Source organism: Spiroplasma endosymbiont of Phyllotreta cruciferae (genome assembly GCF_918697755.1).
The window spans coordinates 611340-632834 of the sequence record NZ_OU953854.1 but is presented as its reverse complement, the minus strand read 5'-3'; the positions used below and the strand labels follow the sequence as shown (position 1 = coordinate 632834).

Below are 21495 nucleotides of genomic sequence, written 5' to 3'. Positions count from 1 at the left end.
TTACTTCTTTCTATTTTCTGTTAAAAGATCAGAAATATTTCCTTTTTCACCTTGAAAAACTTTAATGCTTAAACGATTACTTTTAACATAAGTTTGAATTAGATTTAAATACTGATTATTTTTCATTAAAATCCAACGAATAGCTTCAGGTTTAACATCTTCAAAAATTTTTATTCGGCGGGTAACATCATCATATTCCCAATCCTTCTTTGTTAAAAGAAATAACTTTTTAATATCAATTGCGATAACAGCAATTTGCGATGGATCAACTTTTTGCTCTGCCACTCAACTTCAAAAATAATGCCGTGTTGAATTGTCTAATTCAAATTCCAAATGATCAGGCTTTTCTAAATAAGTTCAAACAACATATTCACTTTCTTTTGCCAAATGAATGTTTTGTACTGGTTGTAATCCAAATTCTAATTGACGTAAAACATTACTAGTATCAGTATAAAATAATAACGATTTAATCCGTTGGTGATTTAATTCTTTAATAATTTTATGTGTTTTACGACGTTTAAAACTAAAACCAGTTTTAATCTTGCCTTCGTCTTCATCATCTTCAAATAAGCTTGTTTCTAAATTATCGGTTATTAATAATTCTTCTTGTAATAAATTTCGTTTTTTTGTTTTTTTAGTTTCTGCCGCGGTTTCTTGCTCATCTTTCTTTTTTAACTTATCAAATAACATCATTAACCCTCCTTAAATAATAATTATACAAAAAAATTATACTTGATTTTTGCACAAGTTATAAGATTGGTGCAACTAATTTTAAACATATTAGTAATAACCGGTAACTTAATGGTTTATATTTAATCGGTCATTCATGTCATAAAATGGCATGTTTATAATCTCATTCCCATCGCGGAATAAAGTTTGCAACAACTACGGGGTCATAAATAACCGCTGTTGTTTGATGATCAGAAAAGAAACTGCGATAATCTAAATTGCATGTTCCAATTACCGCAACTTCATCATCAAAAATTGCAATCTTATTATGATTAAACATATTATTCATCTCATAAATCTTTACACCATTAGCAATTAAATCTTTACAATAACTTTTTGTTAAATCTAACACAAAGATTTTATCTGTTAAACCAGGAATTGTTAAACGAACATCAATTCCTGCTCGTGCTGCTAAAATCAAGGCTCGAATAACTTCATTTGGCGGAATAAAATATGGTGTTGATAATCAAATTCTTTTTCGTGCTTTATTAATTAACGAAATATATAATTCTTCAGTAATTGAATGATCAATACTGGGACTATGATTAACAATTTGCAAATGTGATTTTCCACTAATATTATATTTTTTTTCGGCAAGAATATTTGGTTCTAATTCGGTAATTTTTTCATGCCGTTTTGTCGCAAAGTACCAATCATCTGCAAAAATAACTTCTAAACCACGAACAGCTTCTCCTTCAATACGAACCTGCTTATCATGAAAAATCCCAAATTTTCATGATTGGTCAGCGTACAAATCAGCTAAATTAATTCCCCCCGTGTAGCCAATTAAACCATCAATAATAACATCTTTTCGATGATTACGATAATTCGCATTCCCGCTAATAAAGGGCGTAATAATTGGTAAATACTTATGAACACGAACCCCGGCTTTCATTAATTTTTTAATACTTTTTTTACTAATTTTAAAATAACTACCAACATGATCATAAATCATATAAACACGAACCCCGGCTGTAATTCGTTCTTTTAAAACTGCTAAAAATGATTCAAATAGTTCACCATCAGCAACAATAAAATAAGTTAACAAAATATATTCTTGGGCTTGTTGCAAATCAGTTAGTAATGATTTAAAAACTCGTGTCCCATTCGTTAGAATTTCAATTTTATTATTTTGATATAATGGTTTACTTGCACTATGCATTAATAACTCAACAACATTACCAAATTTTTGTTCAGGACTGGTGTATGCTGCTAAGCTCTTTTTGTTTTTTTCAGTATACATATCATATTCTATTTTATTTAAATGATTGTATAATAATGATTTTTTATTTGAATAGTGATATTTTCGACCAAAAAAAACATATGAACACAACCCAATAAAGGGAACAAAATTAATAAAAATAATTCAAGAAAATTTAACTTCATAACGCCGTTTTGAAAAGAAGAAAAAGAATGAAAAAATTAAATCAATAATAACAATTGCTAAAAAAATATATAAAAATTTTAGGTTAAGAATAACAGTTACCACAATTAAGCCCATAATTGCCATCCCAAATAAAAAAATCATTGATAAAATAATTTTTAATCAATTTTTCATTATATTTCCCCTTTATTGCACAATCTTAATATGTACATTATACCAATAATTTAAAAAGAGTTATGGACATTATAACTCTTTTTTGTTTCTTTTTAGTTTAAAATCAATAATTAATGGCGGAACAGGAGAGACTCGAACTCTCGCGCCGGTTACCCGACCTAACACCTTAGCAGGGTGCCCTCTTCACCAACTTGAGTACTGTTCCAAATCGATACCTTATATATTATACAAAAGATATCATTTTAAACAAGTAAAAATAGTTATTTTCTAAAAAACTAACCAATTAAGATATTTTCTTCAACATAACTATATTCTTTTTCCCCAGTTCCACGAATTGAAACTAATAATGTTGATGAAACTCCCAATTGTCCAATAAACATTAGTAAATTTAACACTAAAGTACTTAAAATCCCTAAATGATATAACTCAGTAAAGCCTAAAGTACTTAATCCCGTTGTTCCAAAAGCACTACAAATTGTAAAGAAGGCGTTTAAAACATCAATATTAGGATTCTCAGCACCAATGCAAATAATAGCCCCTATAATTAGAGCACCTGAAATTGTTGTTACAACTAATGCTCGTTTGACGGTTTCATTTGGAATTTTCCGTTTAAAAACATTAACACTATTATTATTCCGAATGATGGATCAAATCGTAATAATAATAACCGCTAAAGTTGTTGTTCGAATCCCACCAGCAGTTGATGATGGTGCTGACCCAATAAACATCATAACGGACATTACAATTCTTGATCCTGGTAAAAATTTACTCATATCAACTGTTGAATATCCAGCATTTCTAGTTGACATTGTATTAAAGAAAATATTCATAAACCCATTTCAATTAGAAGTTGAATTTCGTAAAATGGTTTCAATGTATGGTCCGTTAACCCCCGCTGTTGCATTAAGATTAGTAAACTCAATTAATCAAACACTTAAAACCCCTACAATTGATAATCCGACATAAGTTATTAAATTAATTTTTGTAAATAAAGTAAATTTAGCATGTTCTTTGCGTCGTCAAGCCACAAACTTACGTTTTAAATCGTAAAAAGTTGGAAAACCTAATCCACCAATAACAAATTGAAACATAAAGACAAATTGCATAAAATAATTACTATTATAAGGCATTAATGATGAATTCCCAATAATATCAAATCCCGCATTATTAATTGAAGATATTGAGTGAAAAATTCCACTTCATAAACTTCGTCAAAAATTATGGTAGGTCACATTATCAATCATATATTTTCCTTCAATTGATGCTGATGAAAAATAAAAATTACAAAATAATAAGATGGCACCAAAACACTCCAAAATAATTAGAAAAATAAAACTATTTTTAATTAAATCAATGGTATGTCCAAAATTACTACTTCCACGTTCACCTTGTACCAACATTTTATCTTTAATTGAAATACGTCGTCCTAATCAAACAAAAATCATAATTTTAAAAGTAACAGTCCCAAAACCACCAGTTTGAATTAAAATTAAAATTATTAATTGTCCTCAAAAACTATAATCTGCCGCTGGATTACTAATTGTAATTCCTGTATCAGAAAAAGCACTTGAAGCAGTAAATAATCCCACTAAATAATTTAATGAAAAATTATAGGTTCCTAAAATATTTCCATATCCATCAAGAACCACCCGATTAACATTATTAACAAAACCCGGAATTGATAACAACAATCCCCCTAAAAAAACAATTAAAATATAAACTAAAAACAATTTTCCCCGCTATCTTTGAGAAAGGTAACCAATGGCGACGACGTGTTAATGGTGCTCATAGGTCATTACTACGTTGCCGCTTACTATCATTTTTTCTTTTAAAAATATTTTTAAAATATAACTGAGAAAACACCTTTTACGCCCCTCTTTCATTAATATTATATACTACAAGTACTAATTATTGCTAATAATAAAAAAAATAGTATAATTAAAGTTGCAATAAGGGGGGCATTTAATGGCACGAAGAAAAAGTTTTGCAATTATTGGACTAAATAACTTTGGTCGTTCAATTATTGAAACATTAATTGTACGAAAACAACATATTATGGTTTTTGATGTTGATCAAGCCAAAGTTAATAATATGATTGCTAGTTATGACCAAGTTGATGGTGTTGCACTAGATTCAACGGTTAAAGCAAATTTAATTGAACAAGGATTAGATCAATATGATACCATAATTGTTACCATGGCAAGTAATATTGAAGCTAGTGTTTTAACCATCATTGGATTACAAGATATTGGCATTACAAATATTATTGCAAAATCAAAAGATATTCGTCATACACGAATTTTAAAAGCACTAGGAATTACTAATATTGTCCAGCCTGATACTATGGCTGGAAGTATTACTGCAACTAAAGCAATGTTTGATATTGAAATTGAAATCCAAACTGTTGATGAAAACTATGCATCATTAACTATTCAAGTAAGTGACCCAAGTATTGAAGGACAATCACTATCTGATTTACGTTTCATTAATAATAAAGATTATAATATTGTTTATGTTAAACGTAAAGGACGAGTTATTTTGCCAGGAGATGTTGACACAATTAAATTAGATGATGAATTATTATTTATTGCTAAAATCAGTGCAATTAATGATTTAACTATTAAACTACAAAAAATTGATCATGAATATGAAAAAGATGGTAATAATAGAGTGCACCCCAAAAAGTAAGTAAAGTAAAAAAAGACTTTGCTAAACTTTTAAAGGAGGTGCATTTTTATATGGCAAGAAAAGGTCAAAAATATAACAAATATACATCAGAATTTAGAACAAAAATCATTGAGGAAATTAAACAAAAAAGTTGTTGAGTAGTAGCAAAACAATATAATCTAAATGCAAATACAGTAGAATCTTGATGAGCAAATCATAAAAAAGGAAAATTAAACAATCATAAAGGACCTAAAATCTCTTTTGGTAAAAGAGATTTAGAATATTATAAAACAAGGTATGAATTATTAAAAAATCTCCATGACTTTTACAATTAAGCAAACTAATAATCGTCTCTTTTATTAAACAAAATTGTCATGAATATTCAATAAAATTATTATTAGAAGTAACGGGGTTAAAACGTAGTTATTGATATAAATATAAAAATTATGACAGTAGCAAAAAAGATAAAGAAGCAATAAATGATATTGTAAAAGTCTATGAAGAAAATTTAAAACAATTTGGATATCGAAGAATTACTAAATATTTAAAAGAAGATTATGATATAAAATATAATTCAAAAAAAGTTTTAAGGATTATGCGTTATAATCAAATACAACCTGAATATGTAAGAAAAATGAGAAGAAAAATGAAATATAAACAGAATAAAGAAAAAAGTTTATTGCAATATCCTGATTTAATTAATCGTAAATTCAATGATATAAAAACAAGGTTTTCAGTGCTATATACTGATGTAACATATTTAATTTGAAAAAGAGAAAAATATTATCAATCAACAATTATTGATGGATATACTAAAGAAATAGTTGATGTAAGGTGATCTAAATATAATGACAATAAATTAGTAATAGATAATTTAAATGATGCAATTAATAAAATAAAATTAATAAAAAAAGATCTGAATGGAATAATAATTCATTCAGACCACGGATATCAATACACATCCGCTATTTATCTCGATAAATGTGTATCTAACGGTATTATAATTTCAATGGGGAAAAATTACCACTGTGCAGATAATATTGTTATAGAAAGTTTTCATTCATTACTTAAGAAAGCTACAATCCATAATAAAATATATAATTCACATGAAGAATATATACAAGATGTTATAAAATGAAATACATGATATTCAAATCGTAAAGAAAAAGATATAATAAAAAAATAGTAAATACTTTTTATTAGTACTTACTAAAATGGGTGCAGTCTACACGGTTCTTTTTTTATTATCTATATTTTACATCAAAATAAAAAAAAGTAAATTGCTTTACTTTCAGTTAATTAATTAATTTATTAAATACATTCAAATTGTAACATACTAAATAAAAATTACTATCTTTTTTTTGCATTTTTATTATTTTTGTGATAAAGTCGCAAACTAAGAAAGAGGGTAAGAAAATGATAAATGTTGATAATAATTTTTTTAAGAATTTTATTAATTTATTATATATACAGAGTATTGAAATTATTCAACAAAGTTTAGAAGATTATGATGAATGAATTTTTAAAAATTATAAAATTGATGAAACTTTAAAAGAATTTAAAAATTATAAAGTAAAAGATAAAATTGAAAGAACATTAGTAATTTTAAATGGAAAAATAACTTTTAAGAGAAGAAGATATTATAAAATTAATTCAGAAACAGGTAAAGAAGAAGATATTTTTCCTTTGGATAAAATTTTAGGAATTGAAAAATGACAAAGAATAGATAATACTGTTAAAGAAAAAATATTATCATTTATTATCGAGAAAAAAAGATATAAAGATATTTTAGATACTATGGAACATATAAAAATTAGTTTAATGACAATATCTAATATTATGAAAAATGCAAAAAATGACGAAGAATATTACATTAATAAAACTAATAAAAAAATAGATATTCCACATACTTTATATATTCAAATGGATGGTACTTATTTGAAAATGTTAGATGCAACAAAACAAGGAAGAAAAAAGATAAAAAAACACACGATAGTATCTACTGTACACACTGGATATGATGAAAAAAAATATACTGTAAAAAGGCCTGTAATCGCAAATAAATTAGGTGTTATAGAACTAGATAATATTCCAGAATATATTAAAAAAATAGTAAATTAACTAATTTTGTTAATAAATTGCTTATTTTAATTACCAGTTATTATGATATTAATGACAATATTGAAATTATGGTTTTAGGAGATGGTGCCCCTTGAATTAAAAATATTGCAAAATTTATTCAAGAATATTTCCCTAGAAATAAAGTGCATTACACCATAGATAAATTTCATCTTACAAGTAGATTTAAAAAACTATATCCCTACCAAAGTAAAAACAAGCAAAATAAAGAAAAATATCATAAGGCAGTTGATTATTTTTATAATTCTAAATATGAAGAATTATTACAATTCCTAGAAAACAGTACTACTTTTATAAAAGAAGCAAAAATGAAATTCTTAAAAAAGACAATTAAATTAATTAAAAATAATGAAGAAGGTGTCAAAAATCAAACACTATGAAATAATATTGGTTGTCACATTGAAGGTGATATATCACATTACTGTAAAGGTGTTTTGGTTAAAAAAGCAACTTATCATGAAAAAACTCTTAAAAATAAATTAAATATTAGCATGATGAATTTTAAAAATAAAATTAATTTATTTAATACTAATGAACCATTAGAAGAAAATATAATTAATTATTCAGTTAATAATTTTGTAAATAATAATTTACAACCAAACTTATATTTTTATTAATTTTATCTAATAAATTAAATAACTTTAATAAACATGTATTTTTGTCGTGGAAAAATTTAAAAAAATAGAAAAATATATTGACATTAAAATTAAAAGTAATACAATTTAAGTAAGTGGTATATTGTTCCACAATTTCTAAGATATTAATTAAAACCCTTAAATAATAAATACAACCTATAATCTTTGCTTTTACCAGCATCAATTACTTCTTTTCTTGTTAAAGTTCCAAATGAATAATTCACATTTGTTGTTTGAAAATTAATAACATAATCTTGTCTAATTTCACTTTTTGATGGCACCCCAACATGAGGAAAAAAGTTAAACTCTTTTTTAGCTGTATCAACTTGATGTTTCTTTGTTGCAATAGCATCCATCGCTATTTGATAGAATTCTGCAAGAGGTAATTCTTGAATGATAAGTTTCTGTAATTTTATTGCTTTTCAATATTTAAATGTTAGGTATCCCGCACAACTTAATGTAACTAAACTTACAAGAATAAGAATAACTTGTCCAATCACCCCCAAGGAACTTAATACAGCTAAAAAGGAGAATCGAATATTGATAAAACTTATTATTAACAAAAATCATAATAAAAAAGTAATTGTCATTAAAAATCAATTTAAATACATATAGCGTTTTTAAAAATACTTAAAATTAATGTTTGTTAGTTTATGTTTCATAACCAGTTCAGTAAATTTCTCTGTAACACCGCTTCTAAAGATGTTATATTATTTTCCATTTGCTAATTTTAATTCCTTCATTAATTTAAAAAATAGAATTAGAAACAATTAATTATTGTCATAAATCTATTTTAACATCTTGGCGATCAGCAACATCTGCTTCAAAATATAAGAACGTATTCAAACGTAATGAACTTGTCGCAACATTTGATGGCCAAGTTTTTAAACTGGCATTAAAATCACGAACTGCTGAATTATAAAAACGACGAGCAACTGCAATATTATCTTCACAATCTTTAATTCCTGTTTGTAACTCAATAACACTGTTGTTTGCTTTTAAATCTGGATAATTTTCTAATAAAACATTAATTTTTCCTGCTTGACTAGTAATTGCATTATTAACTTTGTCTAATTCTTTCACATTTAAGTTTTGATTAGCTTGACTTCTTAATTCAACAATTGTTGTTAAGGTATCTTTTTCATACTTCATATATTGTTTTGTGCTATCAATTAACTTTGTTAACATATCAACTCTTCGTTTTAATTGTACATCAATATCTGATGCTGTTTCTTCAATTTTTTCTTTATTACGAATCAAATTATTTCTTGATAAAATAAATAAGAAAATTGGAAAAATTAAAATAAACCAAATATAAACAAAGAATTTGCCTAGAAAATTACTTTTCGCTGCAACTTCTGCATTATTTACTGTTGGATTATATCCCATTTTTGTTCCTCCTTTACGGGCCTCTTTGTAAGTTATTATATAAGAAAACAATAATAAAAACAAGATATAAACTTTTAAATAATAAAAAATAGCTCCTAAGTGAGCTATTTTTAAAAAGTTAATTATTTGATGATTGAAACAACTGTTCCAGCACCGATTGTACGACCACCTTCACGAATTGAGAATTTTGTTCCTTCTTCAATCGCAACTGGGGCAATTAATTCAACTGTCATTTCAACATTATCAGCTGGCATAACCATTTCTACTCCGGTTGGTAATTTAATTGAACCCGTAACATCAGTTGTGCGGAAATAAAATTGGGGACGGTAGTTTCCAAAGAATGGCGTATGACGCCCTCCTTCTTCTTTACTTAAAACATAAACTTGTGCTTTAAATTCTTTATGTGGTTTAACTGAACCTGGTTTTGCAATAACTTGTCCACGTTCAACATCGTCACGGTTTACTCCACGTAATAAAACCCCAACATTGTCTCCAGCTTTAGCGTCATCTAATAATTTTCTGAACATTTCTAAACCTGTTGCAACAACTTTTTTTGTTTCTTCTTTTAATCCAATAATTTCAACTTCTTCATTAACTTTAACAACCCCACGTTCAACACGTCCTGTTGCAACTGTTCCACGTCCTGTAATTGTGAAAACATCTTCAACTGGCATCATAAATGGTTTTGCAATATCTCTTTCTGGTTCGTCAATTCATTCATCAATTGCCTTTATTAATTCCATAATTTTTTCTTCTCATTGAGGATCACCTTCAAGTGCTTTTAATGCTGATCCTCTAATAACTGGGGTATTTTCTCCATCAAATCCATATTCACTTAATAAGTCTCTAACTTCCATTTCAACTAAGTCGATCATTTCAGTATCGTCACCCATCATATCACATTTGTTTAAGAAAACAACCATTTTTGGTACACCAACTTGTCTTGATAATAAGATATGTTCTCTTGTTTGAGGCATTGGCCCATCAGTTGCAGCAACAACTAAAATCGCACCATCCATTTGTGCAGCCCCTGTAATCATGTTTTTAACATAATCGGCATGCCCTGGACAGTCAACATGAGCATAGTGTCTTTTATCAGTACGGTATTCAACGTGTGAAGTATTAATTGTAATTCCACGTTCTTTTTCTTCAGGCGCTTTATCGATATTATCATATCCTTGTGCTTCTGCAAATCCTTTTTTAGCTAATACAGTTGTAATAGCCGCTGTTAAAGTTGTTTTACCATGGTCAACGTGACCAATTGTTCCAACATTTACGTGTGGTAAACTTCTATCAAATTTTTGTTTTGCCATTTTAATCTTTTCCTCCTATTTTTAATAGACAAATGTCATAACTATTGTAAATTAATTTGTCTTGCTTTGCAATCCTTTTTTTATAATGGTGGATAAAACCATGTTTTTAATAAACTTACTCGGCTGATTTTCCAGCTTTTTTAATAATTTCTTCAGTAACTGATTTTGGTGCTTCTTGATAGTGTGAGAATAACATTGTGTATGTACCTCGCCCTTGGGTAAAGCTTCGTAAATCAGTTGCATATCCAAACATTTCTGATAATGGAACTTTTGCCTTAACAACTTGAGCATTTCCACGTTGGTCGTTTCCTTCTATTTGGCCACGACGTGATGATAAGTTCCCCATTACATCTCCATAGTATTCTTCTGGAACAGTAACTTCAACGGCCATAATTGGTTCTAAAATAACTGGTTTACATTTTTTTGCTGCTTCTTTTAATGCTAAACTAGCAGCAAATTCGTAAGCCATTTGTGATGAATCGACATCATGGTATGACCCATCATATAAAGTTGCTTTAATATCAATCATTGGATAACCAGCTAATTTCCCAGTTTGCATTGATTCTTCAATTCCTTTTTTAACTGATCCAATAAATTCTTTTGGGATTTTTCCTCCAACAATTCCATCAACAAATTCAAAACCTTTATCATGGTTTGGTTCAAACTTAATTCATACGTGTCCATATTGTCCGCGTCCCCCTGATTGCTTAATGTATTTTCCTTCTACATCTGCACTATCTTTAAAGGTTTCACGATATGAAACTTGTGGTGCTCCAACATTGGTTTCCACTTTAAATTCACGCTTCATTCGATCAACTAGAATGTCTAAGTGTAACTCACCCATTCCAGCAATAATTGTTTGCCCCGTTTCTTCATCTGTTCATGTTCTAAATGTTGGATCTTCTTCCGCTAATTTTTGTAATGCTAAACTCATTTTTTCTTGGTCTGCTTTTGTTTTTGGTTCTAGGGCTAAACTAATAACTGGTTCTGGAAAGACCATTGATTCTAAGATTACTTCATTTTTTTCATCACAAAGCGTATCTCCCGTTGTTGTTAATTTTAGTCCAACTGCCGCTGCAATATCACCAGCATAAACTTCCTCAATTTCTTCACGATTATTAGCATGCATTTTTAATAACCGTCCAATTCGTTCACTCTTATCTTTTGTTGAATTTAAGATAGAACTTCCTTTTTTTAACACTCCTGAATAAACACGGAAAAATGTTAATTTTCCAACAAAAGGATCAGTCATAATTTTAAATGCTAAAGCCGAAAATGGTTCACTATCATCAGCATGACGTTCAACTTCGGTTCCGTCTTCTAAAACCCCTTTAATCGATGGAATATCAACTGGTGAAGGCAAGTAATCAATTACTCCATCCAACATTAATTTAACTCCTTTATTTTTAAAGGCACTTCCACAAAAGACTGGAAAAAACTCTCCGGTTAATGTTGCGGCACGAATTGCACTTTTAATTTCAGGAACTGAAATTTCATTTCCATCTAAGTATTTTATCATTAACTCTTCATTAAAGTTAACAACTGCTTCAACTAATTTCGTACGATATTCTTCCACTAAATATTTTAAATCATCAGGAATTGGAATTTCTTGAGCATCCTCATTCGCTGCACCATCGTAATGATAAGCTTTTCGTTCTATGATATCAATAATTCCTGAAAATTGATCTTCAGCTCCAATTGGAATTTGCACTGGGTGTGCATTTGCTTGTAAACGATCATGAATTGTTTTTACTGAATATAAAAAGTCAGCTCCAATTTTGTCCATTTTATTAACAAAGACAACACGTGGTACCCCATAAGTTGATGCTTGTCTTCAAACAGTTTCTGTCTGGGGTTCAACTCCTGACTGTCCATCAAGAACTGCAACGGCCCCATCTAGTACTCGTAATGACCTTTCCACTTCCACGGTAAAGTCAACGTGACCTGGAGTATCAATAATATTTAATCGCATATTTTTTCAAAAGGCTGTTGTTGACGCTGAAGTAATTGTAATCCCACGTTCTTGTTCTTGAGCCATTCAATCCATCTGACTAGCCCCATCATGTGTTTCTCCAATTTTATGAATTTTACCAGTATGGAATAAAATCCGCTCTGTTGTTGTGGTTTTTCCAGCATCGATGTGCGCCATAATTCCAATATTTCTCGTATTTTCTAGAGAATATTCTCTTGCCATTTTTATATTCCTTTCTATGTCTCTTATCAACGATAATGGGCGAAAGCTTTATTTGCTTCAGCCATTTTATGAGTATCATCTTTTTTCTTTACTGCTCCACCGATTCCATTTGATGCATCAATAATTTCACTCGCTAAGCGATCAATCATACTATTTTCATTACGCAATCTTGCATAACTAATTAATCATCTTAATCCTAAAGTAACTTTACGATCATCATTTACTTCAACTGGGACTTGGTAATTAGCTCCCCCAATTCGACGAACTTTTAATTCTAAATGTGGTGTAATGTTTTCGATTGCTTTATTAAACACATCTAATGGATTACTATTTGTTTCTTCTTTTATCATATCAAATGCACCATATAAAATTGTTTGAGCATTTCCTTTTTTCCCATCAACCATAATTTTGTTAATTGTACGAGTCACTAATTTTGAATTATAAATTGGATCTGGTAAAACATTTCTTTTTTCTGCTTGGCGTTTACGCATAAAATTCCTCCTTTCTTTCTAACTAAACTTTCGCTGCTTTTGGTCTTTTTGTACCATATAGTGATCTTCCTTGTTGACGGTTATTAACTCCGGCAGTATCTAATGTTCCACGAATAATATGGTAACGTACCCCGGGTAAGTCTTTAACCCTTCCTCCACGGATTAAGACAACACTATGTTCTTGTAAGTTATGTCCTTCACCTGGAATATATGCTGTTACTTCCATTCCGTTTGTTAAGCGAACACGGGCATATTTTCGTAACGCTGAGTTTGGTTTTTTCGGTGTCATTGTAGCAACACGTGTACAAACCCCTCTTTTTTGTGGTGAGGTTATATTAGTTGGTTTCTTTTGCAAATAATTTAACCCTCTATTTAAAGCGGGGGCTTTTGTTTTTCACACTTTATCTTTACGTGGTTTACGAACTAATTGGTTAATTGTTGGCATTAAACTTGCTCCTTTCTTTTTCACATATCCGAGTGTATCAAAGAATACAATCCATATATAATATTACATAAAACCCAAAATTAAGTCAATAATTATTTAACGGTTTATTAGAAAAAAGACCATATGGTCTTTTTTCTAATATTCTTCAGCTTTAGCAGCAATTCCGGCGGTAATAATATCTTTGGGATTTTTTAATCCTGTTCCAGCTGGAATTAAATGTCCTAACATAATATTTTCTTTTAAGCCTTCTAAACGATCAACTTTTCCTTTGATAATCGCTTTAACTAATACCCGCGTTGTATCCTGGAATGAAGCTGACGATAAGAATGACTCTGATTCTAATGGTGCTTTTTTAATTCCAAAAATAACATGTTTAGCTGTTGGTGGTTTTTTCATTGAGCGGACAGCTTTAATTGTTTCATTACGATAACGTTTAATTGTCACAATTTCACCCGGTAATAATTCAGTATCTCCCGCATCAATAATTTTAACTTTATTCAACATTTGTTTAACAATAATTTCAATATATTTGTCTGAAATTTCAATTCCTTGTAAACGATAAACACGTTGCACTTCTTTTAAAATATAATTGTGAACATCTTCAATTTTAGCAACTTCTAATAATTCTTTAATGTTAATTGAACCTTCCGTTAATTTTTGACCACGGACAACTTTATCACCAATTTTAACTCTTAAAACAGCATTATATTGTGTTTTATATTTTCGTTCATCACTATCTGACGCAACATAAATGGTATGGATTCCACTTTCATCACGAATGTCACTAATAACACCATCAATTTCTGAAATAACAGCAATTGATCCTTTTGGTGTTGTAACATCTAATAATTCTTTAATCCGTGGTAACCCTTGAGTAATATCAGCTCCCCCGGCAACCCCTCCAGTATGGAAAGTACGCATTGTTAACTGTGTCCCCGGTTCTCCAATTGATTGTGCGGCAATTGTTCCAACTGCTTCACCAATTTCAACTTCCATTCCTGTTGCAAGGTTTTTCCCATAACAACGTTGGCAAATTCCTTTTTCAGCTTCACAAGTTAAAACAGAACGAATAATTACTTCTTTAATATCACTAGCAACAATCGCTGCACTATCTTCTTCTGATAACAATGTATTAGCTGGAATTACTTTACCATTTTTTAATTTAATGTCTTTTAAATTATAACGTCCTACTAGGCGATCAAATAATGGCACAATAATATTTGAGTGCTTTTGTTCAATAATATCAGAAACAACAAAACCACGACGAGCATTACAATCTTTTATTGTAATAATAATTTCTTGTGAAACATCAACTAAACGTCTTGTTAAATAACCTGAATCGGCGGTTTTCAACGCCACATCAGCCATTCCTTTTCGCGCCCCATGGGTTGAAATAAAGAACTCTGATACGGTTAATCCTTCTCGGAACGAAGACTTAATTGGTAATTCAATAATATCTCCTTTAGGGTTATTCATTAAGCCCCGCATTCCAACTAACTGTGTAAAGTTTGAAACATTCCCCCGCGCCCCTGAATCAGCCATCATAAAGATTGGATTCTTATGGTCTTCTCGTAAAACATGCTCTAATTCTGTTTGAATATTATCTTTTACTTTTGATCAAACATTAATAATTCGGTGTTGTTTTTCACGACTTGTTAACATTCCCATTTTAAAGTATTCATTAATTTCTTTAACCTTATTACCTGCTTCTTTAAACTCTTCTTGTTTTTTATCATAAACCTTAACATCGCCCGCTGAAACAGTTACTCCTGATTTTCCTGAGTATTTAAACCCTAGATTTTTCATATTATCTAACATTTCAGCAGTTTTGTTAGCACCATAAATTTTAAAATAACGATCAATAATATTTGATAAATCTTTTTTCTTAAATGGTGGATTTACTTCCCATTTTTCTAAATATTCAATTAAATTAACATTATCTTTAATCAATGAATGGGCCGGTAATGCTGATAAGTTTTCAACATTTGGTTCATTTAAATATGGGAACTCTTCTTTAAAAATTTGGTTAAAAATAATTTTTCCTGGTGTTGTAATGATGTAATCATTCATTTCCTCAGATTTAAATTTTTTATTAACAAAACCACTAGCAGGAATTGCAACTAAGGCATGTAAAGCTACAGCTCCAGTTTCATAAGCAATAACTGCTTCGTTTAAATCTTTAAAAATTGTTCCTTCCCCCAACCGTCCTTTTTCCTCGTATGTTAAGTAATAATTTCCTAACACCATATCTTGGGTTGGCGTTACAATTGGTTTCCCATCTTTTGGTCCTAAAATATTACGACTTCCTAACATTAAACTACGTGCTTCAGCAACTGCTTCATCTGTAATTGGCACATGAACCGCCATTTGGTCACCATCAAAGTCAGCATTAAAAGCTGTTGTTACTAAGGGGTGCAAACGGATTGCTTTTCCTTTAACTAATTTTGGTTCAAAAGCCTGAATTCCTAAACGGTGCAATGTTGGGGCACGATTTAATAACACTGGTCGTGATTTAATTACTTCTTCTAAAACTTCTCACACTTTGTCATCTTGGTTTAAAATTAATTTTTCCGCAACTTTAATATTTGATGCTAAACCATCTTTCACTAATTTACTAATAACAAATGGCTTAAACAATATAATTGACATATCACGAGGTAACCCACATTGATACATTTTTAAATCGGGACCAATCGCAATAACTGAACGCCCTGAATAATCAACTCTTTTTCCTAATAAGTTTTGACGAAAACGACCTTGTTTTCCTTTTAAAATACTTGTTAATGATTTTAATGGTCGTTTGTCTTTTCCGGTTACTGGACGTGCTTTTCGTTCATTATCTAATAATGCATCAACAGCTTCTTGTAACATCCTTTTTTCATTATTAACAATAACACTTGGAGCCCCCATTGCTTTAACTTTTTTTAATCGTTCATTTCGAATAATAATACGACGATATAAATCATTAATTTCTGAAGTAGTAAAACGACCACCATCTAATTGAATAATTGGACGAATATCTGGTGGAATAACTGGAACTGCTCGTAAAATCATTCATTCTGGGCGTGAACCTGATTTTTTTAATGAGTCTAACACTTCTAAACGTTTCATTAATTTATTTTGATCTAATTGCGTTTTTTTATCTTTTAAATCTTGTTTAATTTTTTCAATCTCATCATCAATATTTAAATTTTTTAATAATATTTCAACTGCTTCAGCTCCAATTCCAAATCGAGCATTAGTATGACGATTAATAAACTGGGCACATTCATCCATTGAAAAAGGTAATGAAGTATTTTTTAAATCTTCAATCATTGTTTCACCAGCTTCATAAGCAATAGTGCCTTGTTCTAATTTATCTAAAATTTCTCGTAAGGTTTTTGTTAAACGTTGACAAGTTGCCGCCGAAGTTTTAGCATTTCTTAAATCTAAAACCATTTTTTGTTTTAATGATTTAGCATCACCAGAATCTAAAACAATATACGACACAAAATAAACAACTTCTTCTAGTTCTTTTGTTTTCATATCTAAAATTAACGCAATTCGACTTGGCGCTGCTTTTAACATTCAAATATGACTAACTGGTGCTTCTAATTCAATGTGTCCCATTCGTTCACGGCGAACAATTGCTTCAGTAATTTCAACCCCACAACGTTCACAAATTTTTCCTTTATTTTTTGATTTTTTATACTTTCCACAAACACATTCAAAATTTTTAGTTGGCCCAAAAATCTTTTCATCAAATAAACCATCTCGTTCTGGTTTTAAAGTTTTATAATTAATTGTTTCTGGTTTTTTTACTTCTCCATATGATCAACCGCGAATATCTTCGGGGTTCGCTAAACCGATCTTAATCATACGATTATTTTTTTCATTATTTTCAATCATTATTTTCTTTCCCCCTTAATTTAATTCTTCTTGATCATCAACATAATCAACTTCACTTTCAATATCACCGTTACCATAAGAATCTTCTTCTAAAATATCTTGCAAATCAAACTCATTTTCGATTTTAGCAAAGCCATCTAAAATGTCATCTTGTTGTGGTTCATGATTTGTATTTAAAATAAAATTGTCAATATCAAATTCATCTTCAAATTCATCACTATCTGTTAATAAGTCTTCATCAACATAATCTGATTCATCATAACTTTTAATATTTTTAATGTTTCCTTCTTCATCAATCATATGAATATTAAATCCTAACCCTTGAATTTCACGAGTTAGAACATTAAATGATTCTGGAATACCTGGTTCAGGAATTTTTTTATCTTTTACAATTGATTCATAAGCACGAGTTCTTCCTTTAATATCATCTGATTTAATTGTTAAAATTTCTCGTAATGTATGTGCCGCTCCATAAGCTTCTAACGCTCATACTTCCATTTCTCCAAAACGTTGTCCCCCATTTTGGGCTTTTCCTCCTAATGGTTGTTGGGTAATTAATGAGTATGGTCCAACATTTCGGGCATGTAATTTATCATCAACCATATGTGATAATTTCAACATATACATTACTCCAACCGAAACTGGATTATCAAATTTTTCACCACTACGACCATCAATTAAAACTTCTTTCCCAAAGTTTTTCATATTAGCTTTTTCCATAATTTCAATTAATTCTTCATTTGTCATTCCATCAAAAACAGGAGTAGAAACTTTTTGTCCTAATTTTTTAGCAGCCATTCCTAAGTGAATTTCTAACACCTGACCAATATTCATCCGCGATGGTACTCCTAATGGATTTAACATAATATCAATTGGTGTTCCGTCTTCCATATGTGGCATATCTTCTAATGGTAAAATTTTCGAAATAACCCCTTTGTTTCCATGACGTCCGGCCATTTTGTCTCCCTCTTGGATTTTTCGTTTTTGAACAATATAAATTTTAATTACTTCTAAAACATCAGCAGATAGTTCATATTTTTCACGCGGAAAGCGTTTAATTGCTTGAATAATTCCTTCCCCACCATTTGGTACTAGTAATGAATTATCTTTAACATTTTTTGATTTTTCACCAAAAATTGCTTGTAACAATTTATCTTCTGGTGATAATTGTGTTTGACCTTTTGGGGTTACTTTTCCAACTAAAATGTCACCTGGTTTAACTTCTGTTCCAATAATAACTAAACCATCATCATCTAAGAATTTACGAGCATTTTCTGAAATATTTGGAATTTCACGGGTAATTTCTTCTGACCCTTGTTTTGTTTGACGACGTTCAATTGTATATTCTTCAATATGAATCGATGTAAAAACATCTTCTGATACTAAACGTTCAGAAACAATAATAGCATCCTCATAGTTATAACCATTTCAAGTCGTGAAGGCAACAACAACATTTTGCCCTAACGCTAACTCACCCTTATCAATTGATGGTCCATCAGCTAAAACTTGGCCTTTTTCAACTTTTTGCCCATGTTTTACTAATGGAACATGTGTTAATGAAGTTCCTTGATTACTACGCATAAAAGTATCTAAATTATAGTTCTTTAGACCTTCTTTTGTTTTTAAGACAATTCTTGTTGCATCAACATAATCAACACTACCATCATATTGTGACACAATTGCTAATCCTGAATCACGTGCCGCCGCATATTCAACCCCCGTTCCAACATATGGTGAATTTGGCGAAATTAAAGGAATTGCTTGACGTTGCATATTGGCTCCCATTAATGCACGGTTAGCATCATCATTTTCTAAAAAAGGAATACAACTTGTCGCAATTGAAACAATTTGCTTTGGCGAAACATCAACATAGTCAACATCATTACGTATTGCAATAATATTTTCTCCCTGGAACCGTGCAACTACTTGCTCGTCTAGAATTTCTCCTTTATCGCTTAAACGAATATTTGCTTGCGCAACAACATAATTTTTTTCTTGATCTGCTGTTAAATAATCATTTTCAGCAGTAACCTTACAGTCAATCACACGACGGTATGGTGTTTCAATAAACCCAAAGGCATTAATCTTAGCATATGTTGCTAAATTATTAATTAACCCAATATTCGGTCCTTCTGGTGTTTCAATTGGACAAATTCGACCATAATGTGAATAATGGACATCCCGTACTTCTAATCCAGCACGTTCTCTTGATAACCCCCCTGGTCCTAAAGCTGTTAAACGACGTTTATTTGTCAACTCTGCTAATGGATTTGTCTGATCCATAAATTGTGATAACTGTGACAAATTGAAAAATTCTCCAATAATAGCAGACAACGGTTTATTATTAATAATATTTGATGGTTTCATTTTAAATAAGTTTGATGTTGACATTTTTTCTTTAACATTTTTTTCAATTCTTAATAAACCAATACGAAATTGATTTTGTAACAATTCCCCGATTGTTCGAACACGACGGTTTCCTAAATGATCAATATCATCAACTTCACCAACTCCATCTGTTAAATTTAATAAGTATGAAAATGTTGCCAAAATGTCTGGTACAGTAACATATTCATCTGTTGCATTTGGATCGATTCCAATAATATTTGCTACTCGAGTGCGAACCTCATTATCAACATAAACTTTAATTTTTTGGATTTTATTTGAACAAAGAATTTCATCACTAAATTTAACTTCTTCTAAACAAGCTCCTAATTTTAAAATTCCTTTTAATTTATTAATGGCCTCTTTATCCATTAAAGTTCCTTCTTTAAAAACAACTTTACCATTAACATCTTTAATATCTCCAGCTAAAACTTTATTATAAATTCGGTTTTCAACTGATAATTTTTGAACTAATTTAAAGCGTCCCGCTTTTGTTAAATCATATTTACGTTTATCAAATAATAATCCATATAAATATTTTGTTGCTCCATCAGGAGTTGCTGTCTCTCCCGAACGAATTTTTTTATAAATTTCTTGAACAGCAATACTTTGATCATATGCAATATCACAAGTATATGGGTCTAATTCATAAGTACTTTTTACTAGTTTATTATCCCCAAAGATATCTAACGCATCTTCTTTAATAATTCCTAATGCTGTTAAGAAATTAGCAACCGAAACTTTTCGTGATTTATCAATTTTTACATAAAAAACATTATCAAAGCGTTCTTCTTTTCCAACTTTAATTTTTTTATGATCTGATTCAAACTCTAACCATGTTCCTCGCGATGGAATTAAATCAACATAATAAACGTTTTCTCCATTTTTACGGTTTAAATCAATTTTATAATATGTTCCTGGTGAACGAACTAATTGTGAAACAACAACTTTTTCTGAACCATTAACAATAAAAGTTCCTTTTCCAGTCATTAATGGAAAGTCGCCAAAAAAGACCTCTCCTTCTTTTTCAATTGTAATATCCACCAATAACTTATCTTCTAGTCTTTCCTTAATTATTACCGTACATGTTGCTGTTTCATCGCCAGAGTGAATATCATAATAAATAACATCTGTTGATTTTTTTAAAATTGTGATCATGTGCCCAACACGTTCTTCAATTCATGATTTAATTAATTCTGGTTCCCCTTTAACAATTAATTTTTCTACTTCTAAATCTTTTGAATTAATTGTTAATTTTAAATTGGAATAAATTGGTGCTTCAAAAATTTTTGATTCATCTTTTGCTTGAGAAATAGTTCGTCGTGGCTCTCTAAATTCTCAATTTAACATCTCTAAAACAATATTTCCCTCATGTCCCACAATTGGAAATACCTCACTGAACACTTCGCTGATACCGATTTTCTTAAATCAATCATATGTTTCGGTTTGAATTTCAATTAAGTTTGGTAAATCTAAATTCCCACTTACTTTCGTATAATCAATTCTTTTAGCGTAATGCCCAAATTCTTTTTCTTTTAATGCCATTAATTATTAACCTCACTTTTCACAATATACGCTTATAAATTTTATATTGGTTTAAAAGAAAAGTCAATCATTTTTATTATTTCATTATTTTTTTTATAAGTTTTTTATTCCTTCTTG

Annotated in this window: 16 protein-coding genes, 1 tRNA gene and 1 pseudogene; 6 read left to right on the top strand and 12 right to left on the bottom strand. The window is 29.8% G+C overall.

The window, feature by feature from the left end; genetic code table 4:
* The 4 genes from NL276_RS04170 to NL276_RS04155 form a co-directional block, all read right to left on the bottom strand.
* On the bottom strand, positions 1 to 693 hold the full coding sequence (locus NL276_RS04170) for an acetyltransferase (RefSeq protein WP_253301319.1): 693 nt from the start codon (positions 691 to 693) through the stop codon (positions 1 to 3).
* Positions 694 to 748: 55 nt separating this feature from the next.
* Complete coding sequence (gene cls / locus NL276_RS04165) at positions 749 to 2287, bottom strand: cardiolipin synthase (RefSeq protein WP_253301318.1); 1539 nt, start codon at positions 2285 to 2287, stop codon at positions 749 to 751.
* Between the two features lie 114 nt (positions 2288 to 2401).
* Positions 2402 to 2492 (bottom strand) — tRNA-Ser (locus NL276_RS04160).
* Positions 2493 to 2562: 70 nt separating this feature from the next.
* Complete coding sequence (locus tag NL276_RS04155) at positions 2563 to 4017, bottom strand: TrkH family potassium uptake protein (protein WP_253301317.1); 1455 nt, start codon at positions 4015 to 4017, stop codon at positions 2563 to 2565.
* A 235-nt stretch (positions 4018 to 4252) separates the two neighbouring features.
* Between NL276_RS04155 and NL276_RS04150 the strand changes: the two genes are divergently transcribed.
* From NL276_RS04150 to NL276_RS04130, 6 genes and pseudogenes are all read left to right on the top strand, one after another.
* Positions 4253 to 4975: a potassium channel family protein gene (locus NL276_RS04150; RefSeq protein ID WP_253301316.1), complete on the top strand. Its 723-nt coding sequence runs from the start codon at positions 4253 to 4255 to the stop codon at positions 4973 to 4975.
* A 50-nt stretch (positions 4976 to 5025) separates the two neighbouring features.
* On the top strand, positions 5026 to 5289 hold the full coding sequence (locus NL276_RS04145; protein ID WP_253301315.1) for a transposase family protein: 264 nt from the start codon (positions 5026 to 5028) through the stop codon (positions 5287 to 5289).
* Positions 5256 to 5576 (top strand): annotated as a pseudogene (locus NL276_RS05240) (IS3 family transposase); the annotation flags it as partial. The gene NL276_RS04145 and the pseudogene NL276_RS05240, both read left to right, overlap by 34 nt.
* 12 nt (positions 5577 to 5588) lie before the next feature.
* Complete coding sequence (locus tag NL276_RS04140; RefSeq protein WP_253301314.1) at positions 5589 to 6140, top strand: DDE-type integrase/transposase/recombinase; 552 nt, start codon at positions 5589 to 5591, stop codon at positions 6138 to 6140.
* Between the two features lie 230 nt (positions 6141 to 6370).
* Positions 6371 to 7075 carry a UPF0236 family transposase-like protein gene (locus tag NL276_RS04135; protein ID WP_253301313.1) on the top strand — a complete coding sequence of 235 codons (705 nt, stop codon included), beginning with the start codon at positions 6371 to 6373 and terminating at the stop codon, positions 7073 to 7075.
* Positions 7076 to 7092: 17 nt separating this feature from the next.
* Positions 7093 to 7710 carry a UPF0236 family transposase-like protein gene (locus NL276_RS04130; RefSeq protein ID WP_253301312.1) on the top strand — a complete coding sequence of 206 codons (618 nt, stop codon included), beginning with the start codon at positions 7093 to 7095 and terminating at the stop codon, positions 7708 to 7710.
* A 143-nt stretch (positions 7711 to 7853) separates the two neighbouring features.
* Here the strand turns inward: NL276_RS04130 and NL276_RS04125 are convergent, their stop codons facing one another.
* The 8 genes from NL276_RS04125 to rpoB all read right to left on the bottom strand — a co-directional run bounded on the left by NL276_RS04125 (position 7854) and on the right by rpoB (position 21378).
* Positions 7854 to 8318, bottom strand: a complete 465-nt coding sequence (locus NL276_RS04125; protein ID WP_253301311.1) for a hypothetical protein — start codon at positions 8316 to 8318, stop codon at positions 7854 to 7856.
* A 184-nt stretch (positions 8319 to 8502) separates the two neighbouring features.
* The gene (locus NL276_RS04120; protein WP_253301310.1) at positions 8503 to 9117 is read right to left on the bottom strand and encodes a LemA family protein; all 615 of its coding nucleotides are present in this window, start codon (positions 9115 to 9117) and stop codon (positions 8503 to 8505) included.
* 122 nt (positions 9118 to 9239) lie between these two features.
* Complete coding sequence (gene tuf, locus NL276_RS04115; protein ID WP_253301309.1) at positions 9240 to 10430, bottom strand: elongation factor Tu; 1191 nt, start codon at positions 10428 to 10430, stop codon at positions 9240 to 9242.
* A gap of 115 nt (positions 10431 to 10545) precedes the next feature.
* Positions 10546 to 12624, bottom strand: a complete 2079-nt coding sequence (gene fusA, locus NL276_RS04110; RefSeq protein ID WP_253301308.1) for an elongation factor G — start codon at positions 12622 to 12624, stop codon at positions 10546 to 10548.
* Between the two features lie 23 nt (positions 12625 to 12647).
* Positions 12648 to 13115 (bottom strand): 30S ribosomal protein S7, encoded by a 468-nt coding sequence (gene rpsG, locus NL276_RS04105; RefSeq protein WP_253301307.1) that lies wholly within the window; start codon positions 13113 to 13115, stop codon positions 12648 to 12650.
* Between the two features lie 22 nt (positions 13116 to 13137).
* A complete protein-coding gene (gene rpsL, locus NL276_RS04100; RefSeq protein ID WP_253301306.1) occupies positions 13138 to 13560 on the bottom strand; it encodes a 30S ribosomal protein S12 in 423 nt (140 codons plus the stop codon).
* A gap of 135 nt (positions 13561 to 13695) precedes the next feature.
* Positions 13696 to 17448 (bottom strand): DNA-directed RNA polymerase subunit beta', encoded by a 3753-nt coding sequence (gene rpoC / locus NL276_RS04095; RefSeq protein WP_253301305.1) that lies wholly within the window; start codon positions 17446 to 17448, stop codon positions 13696 to 13698.
* A gap of 15 nt (positions 17449 to 17463) precedes the next feature.
* Positions 17464 to 21378 carry a DNA-directed RNA polymerase subunit beta gene (rpoB, locus tag NL276_RS04090; RefSeq protein WP_253301304.1) on the bottom strand — a complete coding sequence of 1305 codons (3915 nt, stop codon included), beginning with the start codon at positions 21376 to 21378 and terminating at the stop codon, positions 17464 to 17466.
* Between the last annotated feature and the right edge of the window lie 117 nt (positions 21379 to 21495).